Source organism: Mycobacterium sp. IDUB_1 (assembly GCF_055419625.1).
The window spans coordinates 59,519-84,176 of sequence record NZ_JBVAYA010000001.1 but is presented as its reverse complement, the minus strand read 5'-3'; the positions used below and the strand labels follow the sequence as shown (position 1 = coordinate 84,176).

The 24,658-nt window shown below is 70.4% G+C and carries 21 protein-coding genes; 11 read left to right on the top strand and 10 right to left on the bottom strand.

The genetic code is table 11. The annotated features are described in order from the left end of the window. Positions 1-57: 57 nt before the first annotated feature. Genes ACZYYX_RS00415 through ACZYYX_RS00405 form a run of 3 tightly spaced genes read left to right on the top strand, consistent with a single transcriptional unit; the run spans position 58 to position 2,980 of the window. Positions 58-834: an HpcH/HpaI aldolase family protein gene (locus ACZYYX_RS00415; RefSeq protein ID WP_463812438.1), complete on the top strand. Its 777-nt coding sequence runs from the start codon at positions 58-60 to the stop codon at positions 832-834. Continuing rightward, the gene (locus ACZYYX_RS00410) at positions 831-2,177 is read left to right on the top strand and encodes an MFS transporter (RefSeq protein ID WP_463812437.1); all 1,347 of its coding nucleotides are present in this window, start codon (positions 831-833) and stop codon (positions 2,175-2,177) included. The genes ACZYYX_RS00415 and ACZYYX_RS00410 overlap by 4 nt, the downstream gene beginning before the upstream one ends. After that, positions 2,174-2,980, top strand: a complete 807-nt coding sequence (locus ACZYYX_RS00405) for a carbon-nitrogen hydrolase family protein (protein WP_463812436.1) — start codon at positions 2,174-2,176, stop codon at positions 2,978-2,980. The genes ACZYYX_RS00410 and ACZYYX_RS00405 overlap by 4 nt, the downstream gene beginning before the upstream one ends. 34 nt (positions 2,981-3,014) lie before the next feature. Here ACZYYX_RS00405 and ACZYYX_RS00400 read toward each other — a convergent pair whose 3' ends face one another. Beyond that, a complete protein-coding gene (locus tag ACZYYX_RS00400) occupies positions 3,015-4,763 on the bottom strand; it encodes a hypothetical protein (protein ID WP_463812435.1) in 1,749 nt (582 codons plus the stop codon). Positions 4,764-4,822: 59 nt separating this feature from the next. Here ACZYYX_RS00400 and ACZYYX_RS00395 point away from each other — a divergent pair, with 59 nt between their 5' ends. Beyond that, positions 4,823-5,761: a GDP-mannose 4,6-dehydratase gene (locus ACZYYX_RS00395; RefSeq protein WP_463812434.1), complete on the top strand. Its 939-nt coding sequence runs from the start codon at positions 4,823-4,825 to the stop codon at positions 5,759-5,761. Between the two features lie 9 nt (positions 5,762-5,770). Here ACZYYX_RS00395 and ACZYYX_RS00390 read toward each other — a convergent pair whose 3' ends face one another. From ACZYYX_RS00390 to ACZYYX_RS00370, 5 genes are read right to left on the bottom strand one after another with little or no spacing between them, the layout of a single operon-like run. Next, complete coding sequence (locus ACZYYX_RS00390; RefSeq protein ID WP_463812433.1) at positions 5,771-6,112, bottom strand: DUF2304 domain-containing protein; 342 nt, start codon at positions 6,110-6,112, stop codon at positions 5,771-5,773. Next, positions 6,109-6,816 carry a glycosyltransferase family 2 protein gene (locus tag ACZYYX_RS00385; RefSeq protein ID WP_463812432.1) on the bottom strand — a complete coding sequence of 236 codons (708 nt, stop codon included), beginning with the start codon at positions 6,814-6,816 and terminating at the stop codon, positions 6,109-6,111. The genes ACZYYX_RS00390 and ACZYYX_RS00385 overlap by 4 nt, the downstream gene beginning before the upstream one ends. A 22-nt stretch (positions 6,817-6,838) precedes the next feature. Beyond that, positions 6,839-8,080 carry a polysaccharide biosynthesis protein gene (locus ACZYYX_RS00380; RefSeq protein WP_463812431.1) on the bottom strand — a complete coding sequence of 414 codons (1,242 nt, stop codon included), beginning with the start codon at positions 8,078-8,080 and terminating at the stop codon, positions 6,839-6,841. Then, complete coding sequence (locus ACZYYX_RS00375; protein WP_463812430.1) at positions 8,077-9,417, bottom strand: M1 family metallopeptidase; 1,341 nt, start codon at positions 9,415-9,417, stop codon at positions 8,077-8,079. Before ACZYYX_RS00375 ends, ACZYYX_RS00380 begins: the two co-directional genes overlap by 4 nt. Next, entirely contained in the window at positions 9,414-13,370 is a 3,957-nt protein-coding gene (locus ACZYYX_RS00370; RefSeq protein WP_463812429.1) for a Pls/PosA family non-ribosomal peptide synthetase, read from the bottom strand. The genes ACZYYX_RS00375 and ACZYYX_RS00370 overlap by 4 nt, the downstream gene beginning before the upstream one ends. Positions 13,371-13,596: 226 nt before the next feature. Here ACZYYX_RS00370 and ACZYYX_RS00365 point away from each other — a divergent pair, with 226 nt between their 5' ends. Together ACZYYX_RS00365 and ACZYYX_RS00360 are read left to right on the top strand one after the other, a co-directional pair. Then, the gene (locus tag ACZYYX_RS00365) at positions 13,597-14,658 is read left to right on the top strand and encodes a TerC family protein (RefSeq protein ID WP_463812428.1); all 1,062 of its coding nucleotides are present in this window, start codon (positions 13,597-13,599) and stop codon (positions 14,656-14,658) included. Between the two features lie 64 nt (positions 14,659-14,722). After that, positions 14,723-15,130: a hypothetical protein gene (locus tag ACZYYX_RS00360; protein WP_463812427.1), complete on the top strand. Its 408-nt coding sequence runs from the start codon at positions 14,723-14,725 to the stop codon at positions 15,128-15,130. Here ACZYYX_RS00360 and ACZYYX_RS00355 read toward each other — a convergent pair. From ACZYYX_RS00355 to ACZYYX_RS00345, 3 genes are all read right to left on the bottom strand, one after another. Then, complete coding sequence (locus tag ACZYYX_RS00355; RefSeq protein ID WP_463812426.1) at positions 15,112-16,275, bottom strand: serine hydrolase domain-containing protein; 1,164 nt, start codon at positions 16,273-16,275, stop codon at positions 15,112-15,114. The two genes, ACZYYX_RS00360 and ACZYYX_RS00355, sit on opposite strands and share 19 nt — an antisense overlap. A 39-nt stretch (positions 16,276-16,314) precedes the next feature. Continuing rightward, on the bottom strand, positions 16,315-16,836 hold the full coding sequence (locus ACZYYX_RS00350) for a 2-oxo-4-hydroxy-4-carboxy-5-ureidoimidazoline decarboxylase (protein WP_463812425.1): 522 nt from the start codon (positions 16,834-16,836) through the stop codon (positions 16,315-16,317). A gap of 148 nt (positions 16,837-16,984) precedes the next feature. Further along, positions 16,985-17,470 carry an inorganic diphosphatase gene (locus ACZYYX_RS00345; RefSeq protein WP_241204587.1) on the bottom strand — a complete coding sequence of 162 codons (486 nt, stop codon included), beginning with the start codon at positions 17,468-17,470 and terminating at the stop codon, positions 16,985-16,987. Between the two features lie 110 nt (positions 17,471-17,580). Here ACZYYX_RS00345 and dacB point away from each other — a divergent pair, with 110 nt between their 5' ends. From dacB to ACZYYX_RS00320, 5 genes are all read left to right on the top strand, one after another. Beyond that, positions 17,581-18,954: a D-alanyl-D-alanine carboxypeptidase/D-alanyl-D-alanine endopeptidase gene (gene dacB / locus ACZYYX_RS00340; protein ID WP_463812424.1), complete on the top strand. Its 1,374-nt coding sequence runs from the start codon at positions 17,581-17,583 to the stop codon at positions 18,952-18,954. Continuing rightward, entirely contained in the window at positions 18,951-20,054 is a 1,104-nt protein-coding gene (locus ACZYYX_RS00335; protein ID WP_463812423.1) for a zinc-dependent metalloprotease, read from the top strand. The genes dacB and ACZYYX_RS00335 overlap by 4 nt, the downstream gene beginning before the upstream one ends. Next, on the top strand, positions 20,033-21,001 hold the full coding sequence (gene tilS, locus ACZYYX_RS00330) for a tRNA lysidine(34) synthetase TilS (protein WP_463812422.1): 969 nt from the start codon (positions 20,033-20,035) through the stop codon (positions 20,999-21,001). The genes ACZYYX_RS00335 and tilS overlap by 22 nt, the downstream gene beginning before the upstream one ends. Positions 21,002-21,041: 40 nt before the next feature. Further along, positions 21,042-21,599 carry a hypoxanthine phosphoribosyltransferase gene (hpt, locus tag ACZYYX_RS00325; RefSeq protein ID WP_463814741.1) on the top strand — a complete coding sequence of 186 codons (558 nt, stop codon included), beginning with the start codon at positions 21,042-21,044 and terminating at the stop codon, positions 21,597-21,599. Between the two features lie 78 nt (positions 21,600-21,677). Further along, positions 21,678-23,909: a molybdopterin oxidoreductase family protein gene (locus tag ACZYYX_RS00320; RefSeq protein WP_463812421.1), complete on the top strand. Its 2,232-nt coding sequence runs from the start codon at positions 21,678-21,680 to the stop codon at positions 23,907-23,909. Here ACZYYX_RS00320 and ACZYYX_RS00315 read toward each other — a convergent pair. Continuing rightward, positions 23,906-24,643 carry an SIMPL domain-containing protein gene (locus ACZYYX_RS00315; RefSeq protein WP_463812420.1) on the bottom strand — a complete coding sequence of 246 codons (738 nt, stop codon included), beginning with the start codon at positions 24,641-24,643 and terminating at the stop codon, positions 23,906-23,908. The two genes, ACZYYX_RS00320 and ACZYYX_RS00315, sit on opposite strands and share 4 nt — an antisense overlap. Positions 24,644-24,658 lie beyond the last annotated feature (15 nt).

Here is a 24,658-nt window from a genome sequence, read left to right as displayed (position 1 = left end):
TACGCAAGGACCGTGCCGGCCGCCGCAGCGTGGTCACGAGGAAGGAGAACCGACCCGATGTTCCAGACGACACCTCCCGATCGCCGCTACGCCGTGTGGTTGTCCGGTCCGAACACCGCCGCCGCTGAGATAGCCCGTCAGGTGGGGTACGGCGCGGCCGTGCTGGACATCGAACACGGCACCTTCGACCTCGCTGCGCTCGAACACTTCATCCCGCTGTGCAAGGCCATCGGTCTCGAGGTGATCGCCAAGGTGCTCGGTCCCGAGCGCGGCCCGATCCAGCAGGCCCTCGACTTCGGCGCCGATGTGGTGGCGATCCCGCACGTGGAGAACGCCGCCCACGCCCGCGCCGTCACCGCCTTCGCGAAGTTCCCGCCGCTGGGCGACCGCAGTTTCGCCGGGGGCCGGACATCGGCCTACGGTGGCTTCACCGACGACTGGGTGCGTGAACAGGACTCCCGCACCCGGTGCTACCCGATGATCGAGGACGCAGGGGCCATCGAGCAGATCTCCGACATCCTGGCGCTGGACACCGTCGACGGAGTCTTCATCGGCCCGTCGGATCTGTCCCTGCGCCGCGGCCGGGGCGCCTACACCCGAGACGACGGCGACTTCGCCGACCTGGCTCGGGTCGCGACGGCCGCGAAGGCAGCGGGCAAGCCGTGGCTACTGCCGGCCTGGTCGTCGGCCGAGAAGCGGTTCGCCGTCGAGAACGGCGCCGATCAGCTGGTCCTGACCATGGAGCACGGTGCGCTGCTGGCCGGCTTCAGCGTCGCCCATGCCGAGGCGGCCGACCTCGATCGCGTGCCGAGCCTCGCCGGGACGGCGCCGTGACCGAGATCCGGGAGGGCACAGACGCCGCCACCGCGGCGCCGTCGGGGATCGGCCGCACCCGCTGGTACATCGGCGGGCTGCTCGGTGCCGGCATGTTCGTCAACTACATCGACCGGGTCAATCTGTCGGTCGCCACCCCGGCGATCATGGCCGACTTCGACATCTCGGCCGCGCAGATGGGCGTCGTCGCGTCGGCGTTCCTGTGGACCTACGCGATGCTGCAGATGCCCATCGGCACGATCGTCGACAAGATCGGCGTGCCCTGGGTCAACCGCGTCGGCGTGTTCCTGTGGGCACTGGCCTCGTTCCTGTCCGCGGCAGCCGGCGGGCTCGGCCTGTTGATCGTCGCTCGGCTGCTGCTGGGCATCGGCGAGGCGCCCGCGGTCCCGGCGGGCTGGAAGGCGATCGGTCAGTGGTTCCCCAAGCACGAAAGAGGAACTGCTACCTCGATTTTCGACGGCTGCGCCAAGCTGTCCAATGTCATCGGCATCCCGATCATGGCCTTCCTCGTCTCGACGTGGAGCTGGCATGCTGCGTTCCTGTTCACCGGCGTCCTGAGTGTCGTGTACCTGGTGGCGTGGTGGCTGCTGTACCGATCGCCGGCCGCCGCGGTGGCCGAGGGCAAGATGTCGACCGCCGAACTGGCCTACCTGCGCGCGGGTGAGGCCGAAGACGAGAACGCCCAGGGCGCAGGGTCGCTGGCCGGGGTGGGATACCTGCTGCGTCGCCGCAAGACCTGGGGACTGGCCCTGGGCTACGCCTCCTACACCTACGCCTACTACGTGCTCCTGACGTGGCTGCCCGGCTACCTCGAGAAGGAATTCGGGGTGAACCTGCTCAAGGGTGGCATCTACAGCATGATCCCCTGGTTGGTCGCGGTGCTCGCCCAGTTCCTCATCGCGGGCGTCCTGATGGATCGATGGACGCGGCGCACCGGTGACATCACCAGGGTGCGACGGATCGTGCTGGTCACGAGCATGCTGGCCTCGTTGGCCGTCACGGGTGCCGCCTACGCCGACACCATCGAGGTCGCGGTCGTCTTCCTGTCGATCGGCGCCGCCGGGCTGGCGGTCTCGGTTCCGGCGGGCTCGAGCATCGTGTCCTTGATCGCGCCGCACGGTTACACCGGGTCGTTGGCGGGCATCGTCAACTTCGTCGCCAACCTGATCGGCATCGCGGCGCCTATCGTGACAGGTATGGTCGTCGACCGCACCGGCTCCTTCGCGGGCGCCTTCATCGCCACCGGGGTGATCCTGGTCGGCGGAATCTTCTGCTACACACTGGTTCTCGGCCGTATGGACCGGATGTCCGCGCCCGAGTCAGGAGACAAGGAGTTCTCATGACGACGTCGGTCACCGTTGCCGTGGCGCAGTTCGCGCCCGGTGAGGACAAGGACGCCAACCTCCAGGCCGTCACGGGCTACGTCACAGACGCAGTGGCCCACGGCGCGAACCTGGTGGTGTTCCCCGAGTACGCGATGTTCACCGCGCCCGCCATGGACGAGAGGTTCCTCGCCTCGGCCGAGTCGCTGGACGGTCCGTTCGTGGCGGCGCTGCAGGACCTCGCCCGGCGCGAGGGCGTGACGGTCGTCGCGGGCATCAACGAAACCACCGACAGCGCCGATCAGATCCACAACACCCTGCTCGCCGTCGACGACGGCGGCAAGGTCGCGGCCACCTACCGCAAGCTGCACCTGTACGACGCGTTCGGCTACACGGAGTCCAGCTTCGTGCGCGCCGGAACCGTCGCCGCGCCCGAGACCTTTCGCGTCGGCGCCCTCACCTTCGGTATGCAGACCTGCTATGACCTGCGCTTTCCCGAGGCGACTCGGCGTCTGGTCGACGCCGGCGCCGACGCCGTGCTGATCCCCGCGGAATGGGTGCCCGGCCCGCTGAAGGAGAACCACTGGACGACGCTGGTGCGTGCGCGGGCGATCGAGAACACCATCTACGTCGCCGCCGCCGACCAGTGCGGTGCCCACGGTGCGGGCAACAGCATGATCGTCGACCCGATGGGTGTGGTGCTGGCCTCGCTCGGCGAGGACGCCGGGGTCGTGTCCGCGGCGTTGAGCCCGTCGCGTATCGAGCAGGTCCGCGCGAAGAACCCGGCGTTGGCCCTGCGCCGGTTCACCATCGTCGAACGCTGAGGGGTCGAACGCTGAGGGGTCGAGCGCTGACTCCTCAGCGCGGCGCGAGGAACCCGACCGGACCTGCGGCCACGCACACCGACAGCGCCGCGGTGTTGGCGTGCACGGTGATCGCGTCGCCCGCGCCGGGCAGCCGGACGAACACTCGGTTCAGTCCTGGCCGCACCGGCACCTTGACCTCGTCCCCCTCGCTGAGCCGAACCAGCATCGAACCGTCGGAATTGGCAAGGTAATTCAGCTCCACGGTCCAGTCCGCCGGCAGTAGCGGTCCGTCCAGCGGCATGCGGACGGGAAAATCGGGCTGTGCCAGGTATCCGCACCGGGGATCCGGGCCGGGCCGGATGCTACGCACCCACGTGACGACAGCGTCGACGAGCCGGCCTGAGGAATCGAGCATTCTCAGATCCGTTGTCGACGAACTGAACTCGGGGCGATCGGGCAGTAGTGCGAACATGTGCGAAGTCAGGTTCTCCGGAAACGCCACCCGCTGCAGCACCAGCGGATCGACTTCCTGGTCCAGCATCGGCGCACTCGAGGAGGCCTGCGCAGCGGCCAGCCCGGCACGGGCGTTGAGCAGGTAGGCCTTGGTCGGATTGTCGCGCCAGCTGGTCAGGAACGCCGACGTCGAATAGAGGCTGCTGGCCACGAAAACCGTTGCCGCGCAGACAACCACAGGCCGTAGCCACCCTGCGGCCGGTCGGCGCGCGGGTGCCAGCAGCCCGATCGCGGCCAACAGTGCCAGCACCACCACCAGGTCGGGCAGATAGCGCAGCGTCTGCGCGAGTTCCAGCGCGGTGAAGCGCGAGGACCGCATCAGATAGATGGGTACCTGGCAGGCCACCGCGTAGCCCAGCGCGACCGCCCACACCACGCCCATGCGGTGCCGACGCGCCACCGTCACCGCCACCACGGCGGCCAGCGCCACCCATCCGAGCACCATCACGGTCACCGGCGGGGTGGCCCACGGCGAGGCAGGCGCCCACCGCTGCCACTGCCACGGGCCACCCACCAGGCCGGGCACGATGCCGTGAGTCATTGAGCGCCACAGCAGATCCCACGTCATCGCGAGATCGAAACTCCACCGCTGCTGGTCGACCACCGCGAGGTAGACACCGACCCAGGCCGCGGTCGACGCGAGGCACGCCAGCCACAGGGGTCGGGCGCGGCGCCACACCTGCGCCACATTCGCCTCGGCGGTCACGTGGCCGTACACCGCGGCGATCGCGAACGCCGCGAACGGGATGATCGCCGCCTTCTCGAAGAACAGCAGCCCGCCGAAGAACGCGACGGCGCCGGTCACCGCGTAGCGGCGGGAGCCGGTGCGCACCAACTGGATCGCATCGGCGCACACCCATGCCAGCGCGGCCAGCATCGGCAGCGAGTTCAACCCGGCCGCCCACCACGCGAAGCTCGGCACCGCCAGCGGGGTGAACAGCGCGAACGTCAACGGGAGCAACAGTGCCGGGCGCCAGCCGAGGATCACGTGCAGCGCACGCAGCAATGCGAGCGAGGCGACAAGCGCCAGTACCACCAGGCTCAGGGCCGGGCCGATCCAGTCCAGCGGCGCGATCCGCGTGATGAGCCCGGCCACCAGGAACGCGCCGGGCATGACGTGCCCGTCGTGGTCGTCGAACAGGTATCCGGGCGAGAGCAGCGGCTGGGTGCCGGCGCGGCCGACGAGGATCAGGTCGTCCCAGTAGAAGTAGCCGCCGAACGCGAGCACCGCGCGGACGGCCAGATGCAGCGCGATGAGGGCGACGGCAGTGCGGGCGACCCATTTCATGACGACTGCGACTGTAGGTGATGCGCGGGATCCGAAGTCGCCGCCGGTATGGTGACCCGGTGCGCACACTGGTCACCGGGGCCGCCGGTTTCATCGGATCGACACTGGTCGACAGGCTGCTGGCCGAGGGCCACTCGGTGATCGGGCTCGACGATCTGAGCTCCGGGCGCAGTGAGAACCTGGGCCCGGCCGAGCGCAGTAGCACCTTCGACTTCGTCAAGGCCGACATCGTCGACGCCGACCTGGTGGCGCTGCTGGCCGACGTCAAGCCGGAGGTCATCTTCCACCTGGCCGCCCAGATCTCGGTCAGCCGCTCGGTCACCGAGCCGGTGTTCGATTCCAGCGTCAACGTCGTCGGGACGGTCCGCCTCGCCGAGGCCGCCCGGCTTGCGGGCGTCCGCAAGGTCGTGCACACCTCGTCGGGCGGGTCCGTCTACGGCGCCACGCCCCGCTATCCCACCGACGAGAACAACCCCCTCGACCCGGCGTCGCCGTATGCGGCCAGCAAGGTCTGCGGTGAGGTCTACTTCGGCATGTTCCGCAACCTGTACGGCCTGGACTGCAGCCACATCGCACCCGCGAACGTGTACGGGCCGCGCCAGGATCCGCACGGGGAGGCCGGTGTCGTGGCGATCTTCTCCCGAGCGCTGCTCGCGGGACGGCCGACCAAGATCTTCGGCGACGGCAGCGACACGCGCGACTACGTGTTCGTCGACGACGTCGTCGATGCGTTCGTGCGCGCCGCCGGGGAGGCAGGCAGCGGGCAGCGCTTCAACATCGGCACCGGGGTGGAGACCTCGACGCGGCAGCTGCACACCGAGATCGCACGTGCCGCCGGCACATCCGATGAGCCCGAGTTCCACCCGCCGCGCCTGGGCGACGTGCGCCGGTCCTGCCTGGACAACAGCCGCGCCGGCGAGGTGCTCGGCTGGCAGCCGCGGGTACAGCTCCGCGACGGGATCACCCGCACCGTGGACTACTTCCGCAGCGAAATCTGATCGCCCGGTTCATTCACTTCCGGGTTCGCGCGCGTTCTGCAGTGCCACGGCGCGGGCCAGCCGGGTGTACTTCAGCTCGATGTCCTTGAACCGCATGTAGGTCGACAGCGTCGTGAACGCGAACGCGATGATCAGCACGTACTCGAGCAGATCGGTGCCGCGGTCCACGCCGAGCCAGTTCGCGACGACGGTGGTGTCGTCGGGGCGCAGGATCGCGTAGATGCCGGCGATCACGAACAGCACGTAGCCGACCTTCACCCACGCCTTGGACCGGGCGCTGGAGCGTGAGCGCAGCAGGTACACCAGCAGCGCCAGCACCGACGCGATCAGCAGGACCTGAATCCAGTTCATCGGGTGGTCCTCCTGCGCAGCAGACCGTCGAAGACGATGTTGACCCCGTTCAGCAGCGGCTGGCCCTTGGCCTTCGAGTAGTCCGTGTACCGGATGTCGACGGGCACTTCGGCCACCCGCCAACCCTTTTCGTGGGCCAGTGCGATGAATTCGCCGGCATGACCCATGCCGCTGATGGTCAGGTCCAGTTCGTCGGCGACGCGCCGGTTGAACACCCGCAACCCGTTGTGGGCGTCGGTCAGTCCGAGGCTGCGGCTGCGGCGGCTCAGGGTGGCCGCGCTGCGCAGGATCAGACGCTTGAGCGCAGGGGTCTGGGTCGGGCCGCCGGCGAAGCGGCTGCCGACGACCAGGTCGACGTCTGCGGCGCGCAGGCGGTCGATCATCGCGACGACGTCGTCGACGCGGTGCTGCCCGTCGGCGTCGAACGTCGCGAACAGCGCGGCCCCGGGCCGGGCTCGGGCGTACTCCACACCGGTCTGGATGGCCGCGCCCTGACCGAGGTTGACCGGGTGGGTGACGACGTGCGCGCCGGCGCTGCGCGCGGCGTCACCGGTGCCGTCAGTGCTGCCGTCGTCGACGCAGACCACGTTCGCGAACACGGCGCGGACCTCACCGATGACGTCGGCGATCACGGTCGCTTCGCGATAGGCGGGGATCACGATCCACACATCGCGGCACTGCTGGTCGGAGGTGTCCGGAGACATGATGGGCAACAAAGTACACGCCCTAACGTGGCGGAACCTTGGCAAGGGCGACCAGGTGAACGGCGATGCCCAGCAGCGGGCCGCACAGCAGTGCCACCACGGTCCGCACCTCGAGCTCGAGCGGGAGAGCCAGCAGCGCCGCCGCGGCGACCGTCGCCGATACCCAGCCGACGGCGTAGGCGCGGTGCAGGGCCGCGGCGACCGCTGCGGCCCCGGTGAGTGTGAGCAGCGCGATCATCACCGCCGCGGCGGTCAGCCAGCCCAACAGGACACCGTCGGCCACGTAGTCGGCGCCGAAGGCCTCCCGCAGCAGCCACGGACCGAACGCCGCGGCCGCGGCCACGCCGATCGCGCCGAGCACCAGCACGGCCGCTGCGGGCACGACCAGTGCCCGCAGTCGGTGTGCGCGCTGGTCCACGAAGTGGGCGATCAGGTTGCCCTGCATCGCGGTCAGCGGCACCAGCAGCGGTGCGCGCGTCAGCGTGACCGCGAGGATCACCACGCCGCCCGCGGCACCGAGATCACCCGAGGTGGCCTTCAGCAGCACCGGAAAGCCCATCACCAGCACGGCGCTGGCGCCCGCCGCCGCGATCGAGTGCCCGGCGCCGCGCAGGAACGTGGCGGTGGTGCCGGGGGTGTGGCGCCGTGCGGCGGCACGTGTGACGGGGGAGGTGGCGAGCATCAGCAGCCAGCCCACCGATCCCGCGACGGTCGCCCACAGGTAGCCGCCGAGCCCCCAGCCGAGCGCGAAACTGCCGGCGGCGACCGCAACCCGCAACAGCGCGTCGGCGACCATCAGCGCGCCGTACTCCGACCAGTGGTCGCTCCCGGCGAGCAGACCCAGCAGCGTGGTGTGCACGCAGAACCCCGCGAGCCCGACAGCGAGCAGGACGACGCTGAGTAGCCGCGCGTCGGCGAACACGTGGCCGGCCCACAGCGGTGCGGTGACGGCGATCGCGGCCGCGGCGGTCAGCCCCACCCCGACGCCGATGCGTACCGGGCGGGTGCGCTGCCCGCCCGGTGCGGCTGTCCTGGCTTGGCGCACCTCTCGCGTCGTCTCCTGCAGGAGTCCGAACGCGGCGCCGCTGGCGAGGCCGAAGGCGCCCCAGAACACCCCGAACACCGAGAAGCCGGCGGGCTCGAGGTCGCGTGCGGCCAGGTAGAGCACGGCGTATCCGCACATCGCGGACACCGCGGTGGCCGCCCCGACGCGCACGACGCTGCTGCGCGTGACGGCGCCGGGGCCGACGGTGGCGTCGGTCACGGGTCCAGGGGCGGTACGTCGGTCTCGTACAGCCATGCCGTCCACAGCGGGCGCAGCGATGCGTCGGTGTAGCCGGCGGCAAGGCCGATGAAGTCGTCGGTGACCACGCTCGCGTGCCGGTGCTTCGTCGCCCAGTCCTTGAGCAGGGCGAAGAAGTTCTTGTCGCCCAACCTCTTTCGCAGCGCGTGGAGGGTGAGGGCGCCCCGCTTGTAGACGCGGTCGTCGAACATGTCACGCGGCCCGGGGTCCGCGAGGACCAGATCCTGCGGGGAGTGGGTCAGCCGGTGATGGTAGTGCCGGGCCCACTCGTCGGCGCTGCGCTGCCCGCAGTGTTCGGACCACAACCATTCGGCGTAGCAGGCGAACCCTTCGTGCAGCCAGATGTGCCGCCATCGCTGCACCGTGACGGAATTGCCGAACCACTGGTGGGCGAGCTCGTGGGCGATCAGCCGTTCCGCGCCCCGCTCGCCGTCGCAGTGGTTGGCGCCGAAGATCGAGATGCCTTGCGCCTCCAGCGGGATCTCGAGCTCGTCGTCGGTGATCACCACTGTGTAGCCGGTGTCGAGTGGGTAGGGGCCGAAGAGCTTGGTGAACAACTTCATCATCTGGCCCTGTCGACCGAAGTCGTGGGCGACGGTGTCGCGCAACCGCTCCGGGGCGACAGCGTGGATCGAGACCCCGTTCTTGGCGATGCGGTGCCGCTCGTAGGGCCCGATCTGCAGCGTGATCAGGTACGTCGACGTCGGTTCGGTCTGCTCGTAGGTCCAGGTCGTCATCGCCGCGCGCACCCGCTTGTGCAGCAGCTTTCCGTTGGCCAACGCGAAATACGGGCTCTCCGTGCTGATCTGGATGCCGAAGCTTGCCTTGGCGCTGGGGTGGTCGTCACAGGGGAACCACGACGACGCGCCGTTGGGCTGGCCCGCCACCAGCGCACCCTCGGTGAGTTCCTCGAATCCGACCTCACCCCACAGGGATCGGACCGGGCGGGGGGTGCCGCCGTAGCGCACCACGATCGTCATCGCAGCGCCGGCGCGCAGACGGTCGGACAGGCTGATGTGCAGCTTGCCGTTGGACGTGCGGAAGTTGTTGGGCCGCTTGCCGTTCACCGTCACCTTGGACACCGACAGCGCCGCAGACAGATCGAGGGTGAAGGTCTGCAGTTCGGCGAGCGTGACCGCGGTGATGGTGGCCGTGCCGGTCAGCCGGTTGATCGCCACCTTGTACTCGAGGTCGAGCTCGTAGCGCGAGACCCGGTAGCCGAAGTTGCCGGTGCCGGGCAGGTACGGGTCGATGACCGGCGGCGACCCCGACTTGCGCGCCTGCTTGCGTGCCCTCACGCCGCAGCCGGCTTCTTCGCCTTGCCGCCGGTGTCCGCGCGTTTCTTGCGCGGCGGCAGCCACGGCGCGATCGGGTTGCCCTGCCAGCGCGTCGACGGCGGCACCTCGTCACCGCGCACCACCAGCGACGCCGGGCCCACGGTGGCGCCCGCGCCCAGCCGCGCCGCGGGCAGCGCCACACAGTGCGGGCCGAGCGTCGCGCCCGCCTCCAGCACCACCGTGTCCATCCGCATGATCCGGTCGTGGAACAGGTGCGTCTGCACCACGCAGCCGCGATTCACCGTCGCGCCGTCGCCGAGCGTCACCAGATCGGCCTCGGGCAGCCAGTACGTCTCACACCACACTCCGCGTCCGATCGTCGCGCCCAGTCCGCGCAGCCACAGGTTCATCACCGGTGTACCCGACGCGGCACGGGCGAACCACGGCGCCGCGACCGTCTCGACGAAGGTGTCCGACACCTCGTTGCGCCAGACGAACGAGGACCACAGCGGATGTTCGATCGCGGTGATGCGGCCCACCAGAAGCCATTTCGCTCCGATGGCGATCCCGCCGGCGACCGCGCCCGCGACCAGCAGCACCAGCCCTGTCAGGAGTGCGGCGCCCAGCCAACCGACCGTCCCCGCCAGCGCCTGCGCGGCCAGCAGCACGCCGACGCCGATCGCGAACGTGACGACGACGGGCACGAACCGGAACGTCTCGACCACCGCGCGCAGGATGCGTAACCGCGGCGACGGATGGAACGTGCGCAGCGCGTCGGCTGCGGTCGGCTGGCGGCGCAGCCGCATCGGCGGACTGCCGAGCCACGACGAGCCGGCCTTCGCCTTGTGCGGGGTCGCCGAGAGCACCGCGACCAGCCCGTCATCGGGCACCCGCCGGCCCGGCTGGGTGATGCCGGAGTTGCCGAGGAATGCGCGCTTGCCCACGGTCGCCCGGGCCACGTGGATCCAGCCGCCGCCCAGCTCGTAGGAGGCGACCATCGTGTCGTCGGCGAGGAACGCGCCGTCTTCGACGACGGTGAACTTGGGGATCAGCAGCGCGGTCGAGATCTCGGTGCCCTTGCCGATCTTCGCCCCGAGCAGGCGCAGCCACCACGGCGTCGCCAGCCCGGCGTAGATGGGGAACAGGTAGGTGCGCGCCCCGTCCATCAGTCGCTCGGTCGCCCACAGCTGCCACCCCGACCGGCTGCGCACCGGGTGATAGCCCTCGTGCAGGCCGACGGCGAGCAGGCGCACTCCGACCACGGTCAGCGCGGCGTAGACCAGCATCGCCGCCGCGGTCGCCGGTACCGTCCACGCCAGCGCGGGCAGCAGTGCGTCGCGCACGGTCGCCGTGCCCTGCACGGCCCAGCCGATCACGGCGAGCCCCGCGGCGAGCGCCGCGAGCGGCAGCGCGCCGAGCAGCATCGAGGTCACGCCGTAGACCGCCACCCACACGGGGGCACGCGGCGGGCGATGGTCGGGCCACGGGTGCTTGGCCTTACCGGACTTCACGGCCGGCGAGCCCTTCCAGTACTGCCCGTTCTTGACCTTGCCGACGACACCGGAACCCGGTGCCACGTCGGCGTTCTTGCCGACGACCGCGCCGGGCAGCAGCGTCGTGCGCGCGCCGATCGTCGAGTCGTTGCCGATGGTGATGGGGCCGACGTGGAACAGGTCGCCGTCGATCCAGTGCCCGGTCAGGTCGACCTCGGGTTCGATCGAGCAGCGGTGCCCGATCCGCAGCATCCCGGTGACGGGCGGCGCGGAATGCAGGTCGACCCCGTTGCCCACCGAATTGCCCAGGGCGCGTGCGTAATACACCAGCCAGGGGGCGCCGGCCATGTTCTCCGCGCCGCTGGCGTCGGCGAGCCGCTCGGCCAGCCAGACGCGCAGGTGCACCGATCCGCCGCGCCGGTAGGTGCCCGGTGTCAGCGTGCCGACGAGGACGCGCGCGCCGAACACCGCGATGCCCATCCGTCCGGGTGGGGAGACGAACACCAGGAAGCCGGCGAGGATCCACCACCAGCTCAGCGGCCGCGCCCATCCGACCAGGTCGATCGCGACGGCGAGGTTGTTGGCCGCCGCCAGCCACACCACCCACTGCATGCCGGTCAGGATCGCCAGCGGCACTGTCAGCCCCACCTGGATCGCCTGGGTCACCCGCGCGACGGGACGCACGGTGCGGATCTCCACGGCCGGCGGCGGTTCCAGCTCGTCGAGGTACCCGGCGAGCGACCCGAGGCGGGGATGGTCGTAGAGGTCGGCGACGGTCACCTGCGGGTAGCGCTGGCGCAGCACCGCGATCAGCTGAGCGGCCGACAGGGAGCCGCCGCCGAGGGCGAAGAAGTCGGCGCCTGGACCGTCGACCGGGGCGGCGAGCACGTCGCGCCACAGTCCGGCGAGCCAGCCGAGTGTGCCGCCGAGCTCGGCCGTGGTGTCCTCCTCGCCCCCGCCCACCGGCCAGGGCAGTGCGTCGCGGTCGACCTTGCCGGACGTGCGGGTCGGCAGCTCGTCGACGACCACCAGCCGGGGCACCAGCGCGGCGGGCAGTGACTCGCTCAGCCGGGCACGCGCGGACGCCAGGTCGAATGCCCCTCCGGGGGCGGCGACGACGTAGCCGACGAGCAGCGGGGTGCCGCTCGCGGTGCGGCGGACGGCCGCCGCGCCTCCGCTGACCCCGGGCAGGTGCACGAGCGCGGTGTCGACCTCGCCGAGTTCGATGCGCCTGCCGCCGACCTTGACCTGGTCGTCGGCGCGTCCCATGAAGTAGAGCCCGTCGTGTTCGAGCCGGACCAGATCGCCGCTGCGGTAGGCGCGGCTCCACGCCAGCGTCGGGAGGGCGCCGTACTTCTCGGCGTCCTTCTCCGGGTCGAGGTAGCGCGCCAGCCCGACCCCGCCGATCACCAGCTCACCCACCTCGCCGGGGCGCACCGGGTTGCCGTCGGCGCCGACGACCGCGAGATCCCACCCGGGCAGCGGCAGCCCGATGCTCACGGCGCCCAATGCCTTCCCCGAGTCGCTGCGCTCCTGCCCGCCGGTGCCGGTCAGGCGCGCCGCGCAGGCCACGACGGTCGCCTCGGTGGGGCCGTAGGTGTTCCACACCTCCCGGCCCTCGACCGCGAGGCGCGCGGCCAGCTCCGGCGGACACGCCTCACCGCCGAAGATCAGCAGCCGCACAGCTTCGAGCGCCTCGGCCGGCCACAGCGAGGCCAGCGTCGGCACGGTGGACACCACCGTGATGTCGCGTGACACCAGCCACGGCCCCAGGTCCATACCGCTGCGCACCAGCGAGCGCGGCGCGGGCACCAGGCAGGCGCCGTGTCGCCACGCCAGCCACATCTCCTCGCACGAGGCGTCGAACGCCACCGACAGCCCGGCCAGCACCCGGTCGCCGGGCCCCAGCGGGTTGTCCTGCAGGAACATCTCGGCCTCGGCGTCGACGAAGGCGGCCGCGTTGCGATGGGTGACGGCGACACCCTTGGGGGTGCCGGTCGAGCCGGACGTGAAGATGATCCAGGCGTCGTCGCGGCTGAGCGGGGCCGCCGCGCGCCACCCGCGCGACGTTCCGGGACCCCGGATCAGGCCGCGCTCGGTGATCACGCCGACGACCTCGGCTTCGGTGAACACCAGCTCGGCACGTTCGGGCGGGTCGTCGGCGTCGACGGGCACGTAGGCCGCGCCGGCGGCGAGGGTGGCCAGGATCGCCACGTAGAGCGCGTAGGTGCCCGACGGCATCCGGATGCCGATCCGGTCGCCGCGGCCGATGCCGCGCGCGGCCAGCCACGCCACACTGTCCTCGACGTCGGCGATCAGTTCGGCGTAGGTGAGCTGCACGGTGCCGTCGTCCAGAGCGGTGGCGTCGGGATGGCGTCGCGCGGTGTCGTAGAGAATGTCGATGAGCGTGCGCGCCGGCGGAGCCTGCTGGGACAACAGGTACTGCCGGGGGATCTCCGAGGTTGGATCCGGTGCCGTCACGGGTACAAACTACTCACTGCGCGAGGCCGCTTCTCGCCGCCGGGTGGCCGCGATTCGCGTGTCGACGGCACGACTGGCAGAATCACGCGCTTGGAGGGGAGTATTCCTTTCGCCACAGTGTCGTCATCACGTCGCCCACGTACGGGCGACCGGTGCTGCGGGCCGGATGCCGGAGGCGGTGACGGTGGAAGAGACCTCCGGCGTTGACTCGACGACCGGAGGTTAGATGAACGTCAGTGCTCTCGAGTGGGGGATCACGCTCAGCGTGACCATTGCGATCCTGCTCTTCGATGTGATCGTGATCGGGCGCCGCCCGCACGAGCCGTCCCGCCGCGAGACGGGCACCGCGCTGACGATCTACGTCGGCCTCGCGATCGCGTTCGGGATCTGGACCTGGTTCTTCCACGGCAGCCAGTACGGCGTCGAGTTCTTCGCCGGCTGGCTCACCGAGTACAGCCTGTCGGTGGACAACCTGTTCATCTTCTTGATCATCATGGCGAGCTTCAAGGTGCCGCGGGTGTATCAGCAGCAGGCCCTGCTGGTCGGCATCATCCTCGCGCTGATCTTCCGCGGCATCTTCATCGCCCTCGGCGCTGTCGCGATCGAACAGTTCTCCTGGGTCTTCTACCTGTTCGGCGCGTTCCTGGTCTACACGGCGATCAAGCTGGTGCGCGACACCGACCATGACGACGACGGCGAGAACGGCGTGGTCCGCTTCGCGCAGAAGCACCTGAAGTTCACCGATCAGTGGGACGGCCTGAAGCTGTGGGTGAAAGACAGTGGCGCCGGACGTGTGATGACGCCGATGTTCCTGGTCATCATCGCCCTCGGTACGACCGACCTGCTGTTCGCGCTGGATTCGATCCCGGCGATCTACGGCCTGACTCGCGAGCCGTACCTGGTGTTCGCGGCCAACGTGTTCGCGCTGATGGGGCTGCGGCAGCTGTACTTCCTGCTCGGCGATCTGCTCAAGCGGCTGGTGTACCTGTCGCAGGGGCTCGCGTTCATCCTGGGCTTCATCGGCGTGAAGCTGCTGCTGCACGCGCTGCACGAGAACGAGGTGCCGTTCATCAACGGTGGCGAGCCGCTCAAGGTGCCGGAGATCCCGACGCTGGCCAGCCTCGGCGTCATCGTCGTCACGCTGGCGATCACCACCGTGGCGAGCCTCTACAAGACCCGGGTGCACGATGTCCGCAAGAACGGCGACAGCGCCGGCGACGAGACAGCCGAGGAGACGGCCGGAGAGACCCCGGACCCTGCGGATCCGGCGGCCGGCACGTCCCGGTGATTCCCTTGGGATCGCGCTGATCGCAACGGGGACGGCCGCGTGCGGCGGTGGTTAGCGTGGCCCGATGCGGATCTTCCTCGAAGACGACGACGCCGGTCTGCGGGAGCTCACCGATGGTGGGCGGCCGGTCATCCGCGTGTCCGCGCCCGACCTGCAGCGGGCTCGGCAGGTCCGGTCGCGGATCCGGTCGGGCCCGGGTGACGCCGCGGTCATCCTCGACGTGATGGTCGCGGTCGGCCGGGACTTCCGGGCGGCGCGCGGCGCGTTCGGTGAGGCGGGGGCCCAGTCCGGCGACACCATCCGCTACGCGGGCACCGTCGCTGGGCTGGCAGGACTCATCGGCGACATCGAGACGGCCGGGGTCGCCGACGGGGTGACGCTGATCGGCGCGTCAGCGCAGCAGGATGTCGAGCGCATCGGGCGCGAGGTACTGCGGGCCTTGGCGGCCGGCCATCAGGCCCGCGCGTCCTGAAGCGCCTCGTCGATGATCCGGGCGTAGCGCAGGGAGCGGGTGGTGCCCGTCGTCCCCGCACCCATCTTGTTCATCACGTAGGCGAAGGTGGCCCGTCGGTCGAGGTCCATCACGACCAGCGAGCCACCCCAGCCACCCCACCAGCAGACCCTGCCCGCGGGGACAGCGGGCACGCTCTCGGGCGTCGGCAGTCCGAAACCGAGTCCGAAGCGCAGCGGGATGCCGAGCACCAGGTCGGTGCCGTACGACTGCTCGACGAAGATCTTCTCGATGGTGGACGGAGAGAGGACCCGGACGCCGTCGACGGTGCCGCCCAGCGCGATCGGACGCAGCGCACGCACCAGACCGCGCGCGTTGCCGTGGCCGTTGGCACCGCCGATGTCGGCGCGCCGCCAGGGCTCGGTCTCGGCGACCGCCACACCGTAGGCGCCGGGCGGGAACGCCGCGAACGTCCGGACCGCAGGGTGGTCGGGGCCGAGCCGCTCCAGGCCGCGGTCGCGAGGCGGAGGAGCGACCAGTTCGGCGATGCGCGGCTCGTCGGCTTCGTGCGCCCCGATCTGCACGTCGGCGTGCAGCGGCTCTGACACGCGTTCGCGGACGACGTCTTTGGGAGTGCTACCCGTGATGCGGCGGATCACCTCGCCGATCAGGTGGCCGTAGTTCATCGCGTGGTAGCCCGACGCGGTGCCCGGCTGCCACCACGGGGCCTGATCCGCCAGATGGGCGGTGGCTTTCTCCCAGTCGTAGATGTCCTCGACATCGAAGGGCACCTGCCAGCCCGACACTCCCGAGGTGTGCGCGAGCAGGTGGCGGACCTCGATGCCGCCTTTGCCGTTGGCGCCGAACTCCGGCCAGTACCTGGTGACGGGCGCACCGGGATCGAGGTCGCCGGTGTCGACGAGCAGCAGTGCGGCCAGCGCGGTCAGCGTCTTGGTGCACGACCAGAAGTTGACGATCGTATCGTGTTGCCAGGCTACGGTTTCGGCGCGATCGGCGAAGCCGCCCCAGATGTCGGCGACCAGTTCACCGTCGACGTCGACAGCCAGCGACGCACCCAGCTCCTCGCCCGTCTCGAGTTCCTCGGCCAGAGCGGCGGCGAGGCGGTCGAAGCGGGGCTCCCAGTGACCGTGCACGGCACCACGCATAGGGGCGAGCCTAGGTGGTGGCCCCGGTGATCCCAATGGTCACCAGTTGTCGTAACCGCCCTCGGGTCCGAGCATGCGTTCCAGCCGGGTGCGGTTGATCCGGGCCAGTTCGTTGCGCACGATCTTGCGCTCGGTCTCGTAGTCGTTGAGCAGACGGTCACCCATCGTGGCCAGCACGGTGTCGGCGCTGTAGCCGTTGACGTACATCACGAAGCCGAAGCCGAAATGGTCCAGATAGGTCTTCGAGGCGTCGGCCAGCTGGGCCATCATCTCGGGCCGCGCGTCGGCGATCGCGCACTGCTCGGCCGCGGACTTCTCGCTGCCGGGCCGGCGGCCGACGTCGGGGTAGGCCTGCAGGATCGAGTCGATCGAGTCCTCGCCGAGGGCGAAGAGCAGCGAGTCGGCGCAGCGGAACAGTTGCTCGTGGGACTGGAACGGACGCTGCCGGGCCAGGTCGGCAGCCAGCGGCACGCTGCAGCAGCATTCGTACACGGCGTGCACGGCACGGCGCATCGGCAGCGCGTTGAACGCCTCCAGACCGATCCCCTGATGCAGCAGCACACCGCCATGATCGAACGGGCAGACGGCGGGCACGTAACGCCGTGTTACAGGCAGGTCAATTCCGGCGAGAAGACACGAACTCGGGTGTTTCTCTGCGTGTCGGCGGGAGTTCGCGTCTGGTCGCGCCAGAAAATCTCGCCCGGAAGAACTAGTGGCCCTCGGTCGTGAACCGCTCGATCGACCGGTTCACCTCGGCCTCGGCCTCCTCGCGGCCCACCCAGTCCGCGGCGTGCACGAACTTGCCCGGCTCGAGGTCCTTGTAGTGCACGAAGAAGTGCTTGATCGCGTCGAGCTCGAACTCCGAGACGTCCCCGATGTCCTGGATGTGGTCCCACCGCGGGTCGGCCAGCACACAGAGCACCTTGTCGTCGCCGCCCTTCTCGTCGGTCATGCGGAACATGCCGACCGGGCGGGCTTCGACGATGCATCCCGGGAACACCGGCTCGGGCAGCAGCACCAGCGCGTCCAGCGGATCGCCGTCCTCGCCGAGGGTGTCCTCGATGTAGCCGTAGTCGGTCGGGTAACCGAACGCGGTGAACAGGTAGCGGTCCAGCTTCACCTTGCCGCTGTCGTGGTCGACCTCGTATTTGTTGCGTGAACCCTTCGGGATCTCGATGAGAACGTCGAACTGCACCGGGGAGGCTCCTTACGCATGGCGGGCGATCAACAGGCCGGAACCACCTTAATGGGGAGCGATACCCTGCACTACGGGGGTGGCTTCGGTAATCGAGCGACAGGGGAACTATGCGGCCGACTCGATGGCGGCGGTCCACGTACGCCCTGGTCGGCCTCGCGGTCGTGGTCGTGGTGACCGGTCTGGTGGTGGCGGCTGCGCTGATCGTCGGCCGGCAGCCGTCGCAGGCCGTGGCCGTCAAGGCCGCACCGGCCCCCGCGTCCGCCGATCCGGGCGTGGTCCCCGTGCCCGACACCGCTGACGTGCCGACGCCCGCCGGACTGGCCACTGTGCTGCGCCCGGTGCTCGCCGATCCGAACCTGGGCCAGTTCACCGGACGTATCACCGACGCGATCACCGGTGACGAGCTGTGGTCCCAGGGCCCGCACGTGCCGATGCAGCCCGCGTCGACGAACAAGCTGCTCACCACCGCGGCGGCGTTGTTGACTCTGGACCGCGACGCCCGACTGACGACGACGGTGATGGCCACCTCGCCGGGGACGGTGGTCCTGGTCGGCGGTGGCGATCCGACGCTGTCGGCCGCGCCGCGCGGCACCGACACGTGGTATCGCGACGCCGCCCGGATCGTCGACCTCGCCGACCAGGTGCGCCGCAGCGGCACCACCGTGCGCACGGTCGCGGTCGATGTCAGCGCCTACAGCGGCCCGACGATGGCGCCGGGCTGGGATCCGCTGGACATCGACGGCGGTGACATCGCCCCGATGGAGTCGGTGATGCTCGACGGTGGCCGCACCCAGCCCGTCACCGTGGACTCGGCGCGCTCACGAACCCCCGCGCTGGACGCCGGGCGTGCGTTGGCCGTCGCTCTCGGGGTCGACCCGCAGAGGGTGACGGTCCTGCCGTCGGCCGCTCGCGGCCGTGAGATCGCCTCGGTCCAGTCGCCCCCGCTGATCCAGCGGCTGCGCGACATGATGAACGCCTCGGACAACGTGATGGCCGAGTCGACGGGCCGGGAGGTCGCCGAGGCAACGGGCCGCCCGCAGAGCTTCGCCGGCGCGGCCGGCGCTGTGCTCGACGCCCTCGACGACGCCGGGATCGACACCGGTGAGGCGCACCTGTTGGATTCCAGTGGGCTCTCGGTGGACGACCGGCTGACCGCCGAGACGCTCGACGAGGTCGTGGGCGCGGCCGTCGGCGACGATCACGCCCGGCTGCGCCCGCTGGTGGACCTGCTGCCGATCGCCGGCGGCAGCGGCACGCTGTCCAACCGCTACCTCGACACTCCGGCCGGCCGTGATGCCACTGGTTACCTGCGCGCGAAGACCGGTTCGCTGACTGCGACCAATTCACTGGCCGGCTTCGTGACCGACTCCAACGGCCGGGTGCTGACGTTCGCGCTGCTGTCCAACCAGGCCGGCCCGAGTGGACGCACGGCGCTCGACGCGTTCGCCGCGACGCTACGGTCGTGCGGGTGCCGCACATGAGTCAGACGTTCTCGGTTGGCAGCGCGGTGGACTGGAACCTCGCCGCCTCGTTCGGCGGCAAGCTGGCCCGCCCCGAGCCGCCGGCCTCCGAATACACCCGCACGCAGGTGATCGCGCAGCTGGCAGATGCGGCGCGCGCGGCCGAGGTTCCGGTGCGTGAGGTCACAGGTCTGGCCGAAGGTGCGGACATCCCGGAGGCCCGGATCGTCAACCGGCCGGAGTGGATTCGCGCGGCCGCCCGTTCGATGCGGGCGATGACGGGCGGGGACGCCGACTCGAAACCGCGCGCGATCAGCGGGCGGATCGCCGGGGTGCAGACGGGCGCGGTGCTGGCGTTCGTGTCGTCGGGGATTCTGGGGCAGTACGACCCGTTTGCTTCCGGAGGGCAGGAGCGGGGGGACCCCGCCCGAAGGGCAGGGGACGACCCGGGAAATGACACAGCCGGCGGCGAGCTGCTGCTCGTCTATCCGAACGTGATCGCGGTCGAGCGGCAGTTGCACGTGCAGCCCGCCGACTTCCGGATGTGGGTCTGTCTGCACGAGGTCACCCACCGGGTCCAGTTCCGCGCCAACCCGTGGCTGGCCGGCCACATGTCCGACGCGCTCGGCGTGCTGACCCAGGATGCCGGCGACGACGTGACCCAGGTGGTGGGTCGGCTGGCCGACTACGTCCGCCAGCGGCGTTCGGGCGATGCGGCAGAAGCGAATTCGGCGGGCATCCTCGGTCTGGTGCGTGCGGTGCAGTCCGAGGCCCAACGTGAGGCGCTGGACCGGTTGCTGGTGTTGGGCACGCTGCTCGAAGGCCACGCCGATCACGTGATGGACGCGGTGGGGCCTGCGGTCGTGCCGTCGGTGGCCACCATTCGCCACCGGTTCGACCAGCGCAGGCAGCGCCGCCAGCCGCCGGTGCAGCGGCTGCTGAGGGCGCTGCTCGGGATCGACGCCAAGATGGACCAGTACACGCGGGGCAAGGCGTTCGTCGATGCCGTGGTGTCGACGGTGGGCATGGCCCGGTTCAACACGATCTGGACCGGCCCGCACACCCTGCCGCTGCCCGAGGAGATCGACGAGCCGCAGCGATGGATCGACCGGGTGCTGTAGCGCAGCTGCGCCTTGCGCTGCGCCGGTTCGTGGCCGAGCACGATCTCGAGGGCGAGCGCTGGTGCGTCGCGCTGTCGGGCGGGCCGGACTCGCTGGCGTTGGCCGCCGTCGCCGCTGAGCTGCGGCCGACCACCGCGCTGATCGTCGACCACCGGCTGCAAGCCGGCTCCGACACCGTCGCCGCGACGGCCCGCGAGCAGGCTTTGTCATTGGGATGTGTTGACGTGCGGGTATTTTCGGTCGATGTCGGGTCCAAGGGCGGGCCGGAGGCAGCCGCACGCGTAGCGCGCTACGAGATGCTGGAGCAGGCGCGTGCGGGGGCGCCGGTGCTGCTGGGCCACACGCTCGACGATCAAGCCGAGACCGTGCTGCTGGGGCTTGGTCGCGGATCGGGCGCCCGCTCGATCGCCGGCATGGTGCCCTACGACGCGCCGTGGTGCCGGCCCCTGCTCGGTGTGCGCCGCACCGTCACCCACGCCGCGTGCGCCGAGTTGGCGCTGACTCCGTGGCGGGACCCGCACAACGAGGATCCCCGGTTCACCCGGGTGCGGCTGCGGACCGAGGTGCTGCCGCTGCTCGACGACGTGCTCCAGGGCGGTGTCGCCGAGGCGCTGGCTCGTACAGCCACTGCGCTGAGGGAGGACACCGACGCACTCGACGCGATCGCCACCGATATCGCTACGGACATCGCGATCGGCCCCGATCTGGCGGTCGAGACGCTGACGGTGTTGCCCGCCGCGGTGCGCCGCCGCGTGATCCGGCGCTGGCTGCTCGAGGGGGGTGCGGCGGGCCTGTCCGACGCGCAGATCCGGTCGGTCGACGCGCTGGTGAGCGCGTGGCGGGGGCAGGGCGGGGTCGCGATCCCGAGCGAGATGACACGACGCCGGTTGTTCGCGGGCCGGCGCGGTGGGGTGCTGACGCTCTACCGCGAGCCGGTCGCCGACTGAGCACCGCTAGGCTCTAGGCGTGCCAGTTCATGGTGGGGAGATGTATCCCGGGGACATCAAGTCGGTGTTGCTGTCGGAGGAGCAGATCCGCGCCAAGACCACCGAGCTCGCCGACCTGATCGCCGCCGACTATCCGACGCCGGGGGAGGGGCAGCAGGATCTGCTGCTGATCACCGTGCTCAAGGGTGCGGTCATGTTCGTCACCGACCTGGCCAGGGCGATCCCGCTGCCCACGCAGCTGGAGTTCATGGCGGTCAGTTCGTACGGCTCGTCGACGTCGTCCTCAGGTGTGGTGCGCATCCTCAAGGACCTCGATCGCGACATCAACGACCGCGATGTGCTGATCGTCGAGGACATCGTCGACTCCGGGCTGACGCTGTCGTGGCTGCTGCGCAACCTGGCCACCCGTGGGCCACGGTCGCTGCGCGTGTGCACGCTGCTGCGCAAGCCCGAGGCCGTGCGCGCCGACGTCGACATCACCTATGTCGGGTTCGACATCCCGAACGAGTTCGTCGTCGGCTACGGCCTGGACTACGCCGAGCGCTACCGCGATCTGCCCTTCATCGGCACGCTCGACCCCAAGGTCTACGCCGACTAATCCGCCCAAACCAACGTGTGGGCGGGAAAGCGCGAGAAGTTCTCGCCATTTCGTCGATCTGGACGCAGGATCGAAGCCATGACCGACACCGCGTTGCGCATCTGCCCCTTCTGCGAAGCCACCTGCGGCCTGACGCTGACCATCGACGCCGGCCGCGTGGTCAGCGCCCGGGGCGACCGCGACGACGTGTTCAGCGCCGGCTTCATCTGCCCCAAGGGTGCGAGCTTCGCCGAACTCGACAACGACCCCGACCGCTTGCAGACGCCGCTGGTGCGACGCGACGGCGTGCTGACCGAGGCGACGTGGGAGGAGGCGTTCGCCGCGGTTGCCGACGGGCTGGGTGCGGTGATCCGTGAACACGGCGGCGCGTCGGTGGGCATGTATCTCGGAAATCCCAACGCGCACACGGTCGCCGGCGCGCTGTATCCGCCGCTGATCATCCGCGGGCTGGGCACCCGGCAGGTGTTCTCGGCGAGCACGCTCGACCAGATGCCCAAGCACGTGTCGCTGGGCCTGATGTTCGGCAGCCCGGTGGCGTTCACGGTGCCCGACCTCGACCGCACCGACTACCTCGTGATCATCGGCGCGAACCCGCTGGTGTCCAACGGCAGCGTGACCACCGCCCCCGACTTCGGCGGCAAGATGCGCGACATCCGCCGCCGCGGCGGCCGGATCGTCGTCATCGACCCGGCCCGCACTCGCACCGCGGAGCTCGCGGACCGCCACCTCGCGCCCCGCCCCGGCACCGACGCCGCACTGCTGTTCGCCGTCGCCCACGTGCTGTTCGAGGAGGACCTGGTCGACCTGGGCGACCTCGCCGACCATGTCGCCGGACTCGACGACGTGCGGGCCGCGGCGCGCGACTTCGCCCCCGACGCCGTCGCCGACTACTGCGGCGTCGACGCCGACGAGATCCGCACGCTGGCCCGTGAACTCGCCGCAGCACCCAGCGCGGCCGTCTACGGCCGGATCGGCACGTCGACCGTCGAGTTCGGCACCCTGGGCAGCTGGCTCGTCGATGTCGTCAACATCCTGACCGGCAACCTGGACCGGCCCGGCGGTGCAATGTTCCCCTGCTCCCCGGTGGCGCCGGCCCCGCGCGGGCACCGGCCCGGCAAGGGGTTCCGCACCGGCCGCTGGCACAGCCGCGTCTCCGGCCGCCCCGAGGTGCTCTCCGAACTGCCCACCACCGTGCTCGCCGAGGAGATCGAGACCCCGGGGGACGGGCAGATCAGGGCGATGATCACGATCGCCGGCAACCCGGTGCTGTCCGCGCCCGACGGCGACCGGCTCGACAAGGCACTCGACAGTGTCGCGTTCATCGTCAGCGTCGACCCCTACCTGAACGAGACGACCCGGCACGCCGACGTCATCCTGCCGCCCCCGCCGCCGTCGCGGTCCCCGCACTTCGACGTCGCGCTGAACGCGCTCGCGATCCGCAACAACGCCCGCTACTCACCTCCGGCGCTGCCGCTCGACGGCAGGCCCAGCGAGGCCGAGACCCTGTCCCGGTTGGCCCTGGTCGTGTTCGGTATGGGCCAGGACGCCGACCCTGCGTTGGTCGACGAGCAGGTCATTGCCACCACTCTGGCCAAGGAGACCGCCGACCCCGGTTCACCGGTCGCCGGCCGCGCCGTCGACGAGCTCACCGCGATGCTGCCCGCCGGCCCCGGGTACGAGCGCCGGCTGGACATGATGCTGCGCCTCGGGGCCTACGGCGACGCGTTCGGCGCCCACCCCGACGGCCTCACCTTGCAGCGGCTCAAGGACGCACCGCACGGTGTCGACCTGGGCCCGCTGCAGCCGCGGCTGCTCGACGTGCTGCGCACGCCGTCGGGCCGGGTCGAACTGGCGCCGCCCGCCCTGATCGACGACGCGGCCCGGCTGCGCGAGGCCATGGCCCGTCCCGCCGAGGGGTTCGTGCTGATCGGACGCCGGCATCTGCGCAGCAACAACAGCTGGATGCACAACCTGCCCGCACTCTCAGGCGGCACCAACCGGTGCACGCTGCGGATGCATCCCGACGACGCCGCGGAACTCGGCGTCACCGACACCGCGGTCGTCAAGGGCTCGGGCGGCGAGCTGGTGGTGCCCGTCGAGATCACCGACGGCATCCGGCGCGGGGTGCTGTCCCTGCCGCACGGCTGGGGGCACGACCGTCCCGGCACCGGGCAACAGCTGGCCGCCGATCAGCCGGGCGTCAACGTCAATCAGCTCAACGACGGCTCGCTGCTCGATCCGCTGTCGGGCACCGCGGTGCTCAACGGCGTGCCCGTCACCGTCGGACCGACTGACTCTGATCCCACCTAGCCGAGCTGCCACACCACCGTCACGGAGAACCCGACGGTCTGCTGACCCGGCTCCAACGGCACCGAGGCCTCCATCGCGCGCGGCATCGCGGGCATCGGCACCGGCGGGGTGGGCGAGGCGGCCTCGGAGATCGAGATGACATCGCCGAGGTCGAGCCCCGACAGTTGTGCGTACTGGTTGGCGCGGTCCTTGGCGTCGTTGAACGCGCGGGCGCGGGCGTCGCGGACCAGCTGGGAATCGTCGTCGATCGAGTAGTTGATCGAGTTGATGCGCGTGGCGTTGCCGCCGGTGCTGACGATCAGGCCGAGCGCATCCGACGCCTTGGCCAGATCGCGGAGCGTGACGGTGATCGAGTTGGTGGCGCGGTACGCGGAGATCGTGGTGCTGTCGCTGCCGTACTGCGGCTGCAGATCGGCTGCGGTGGTGGCGATGTCCTTGCGGTCCACCCCGGCGCCGACAAGGGCGTCGATGACGGCCTGCTGGCGTTCGTTGGTCTGGCTCATCGCGCCGGTGGCGTCGGCGGCCTGGAATTCCATGGAGGCGTTGACGGTCAACGTGTCCGGGGTGCCCTTGACCTGACCTTCACCGACGACGGTGACCTGCCGAGCATCGGTGCCGGGCGCAGCGGCCGGGCCGGACCGGGAATCGCAGGCGGTCGCCGATGCCGCGACGACGCCCGCGGCGGCGACGGCGAGAACACTCCGGACTACGTGGGCGCGGACTGAGTGAGGCATGGCTGGCACACTAAC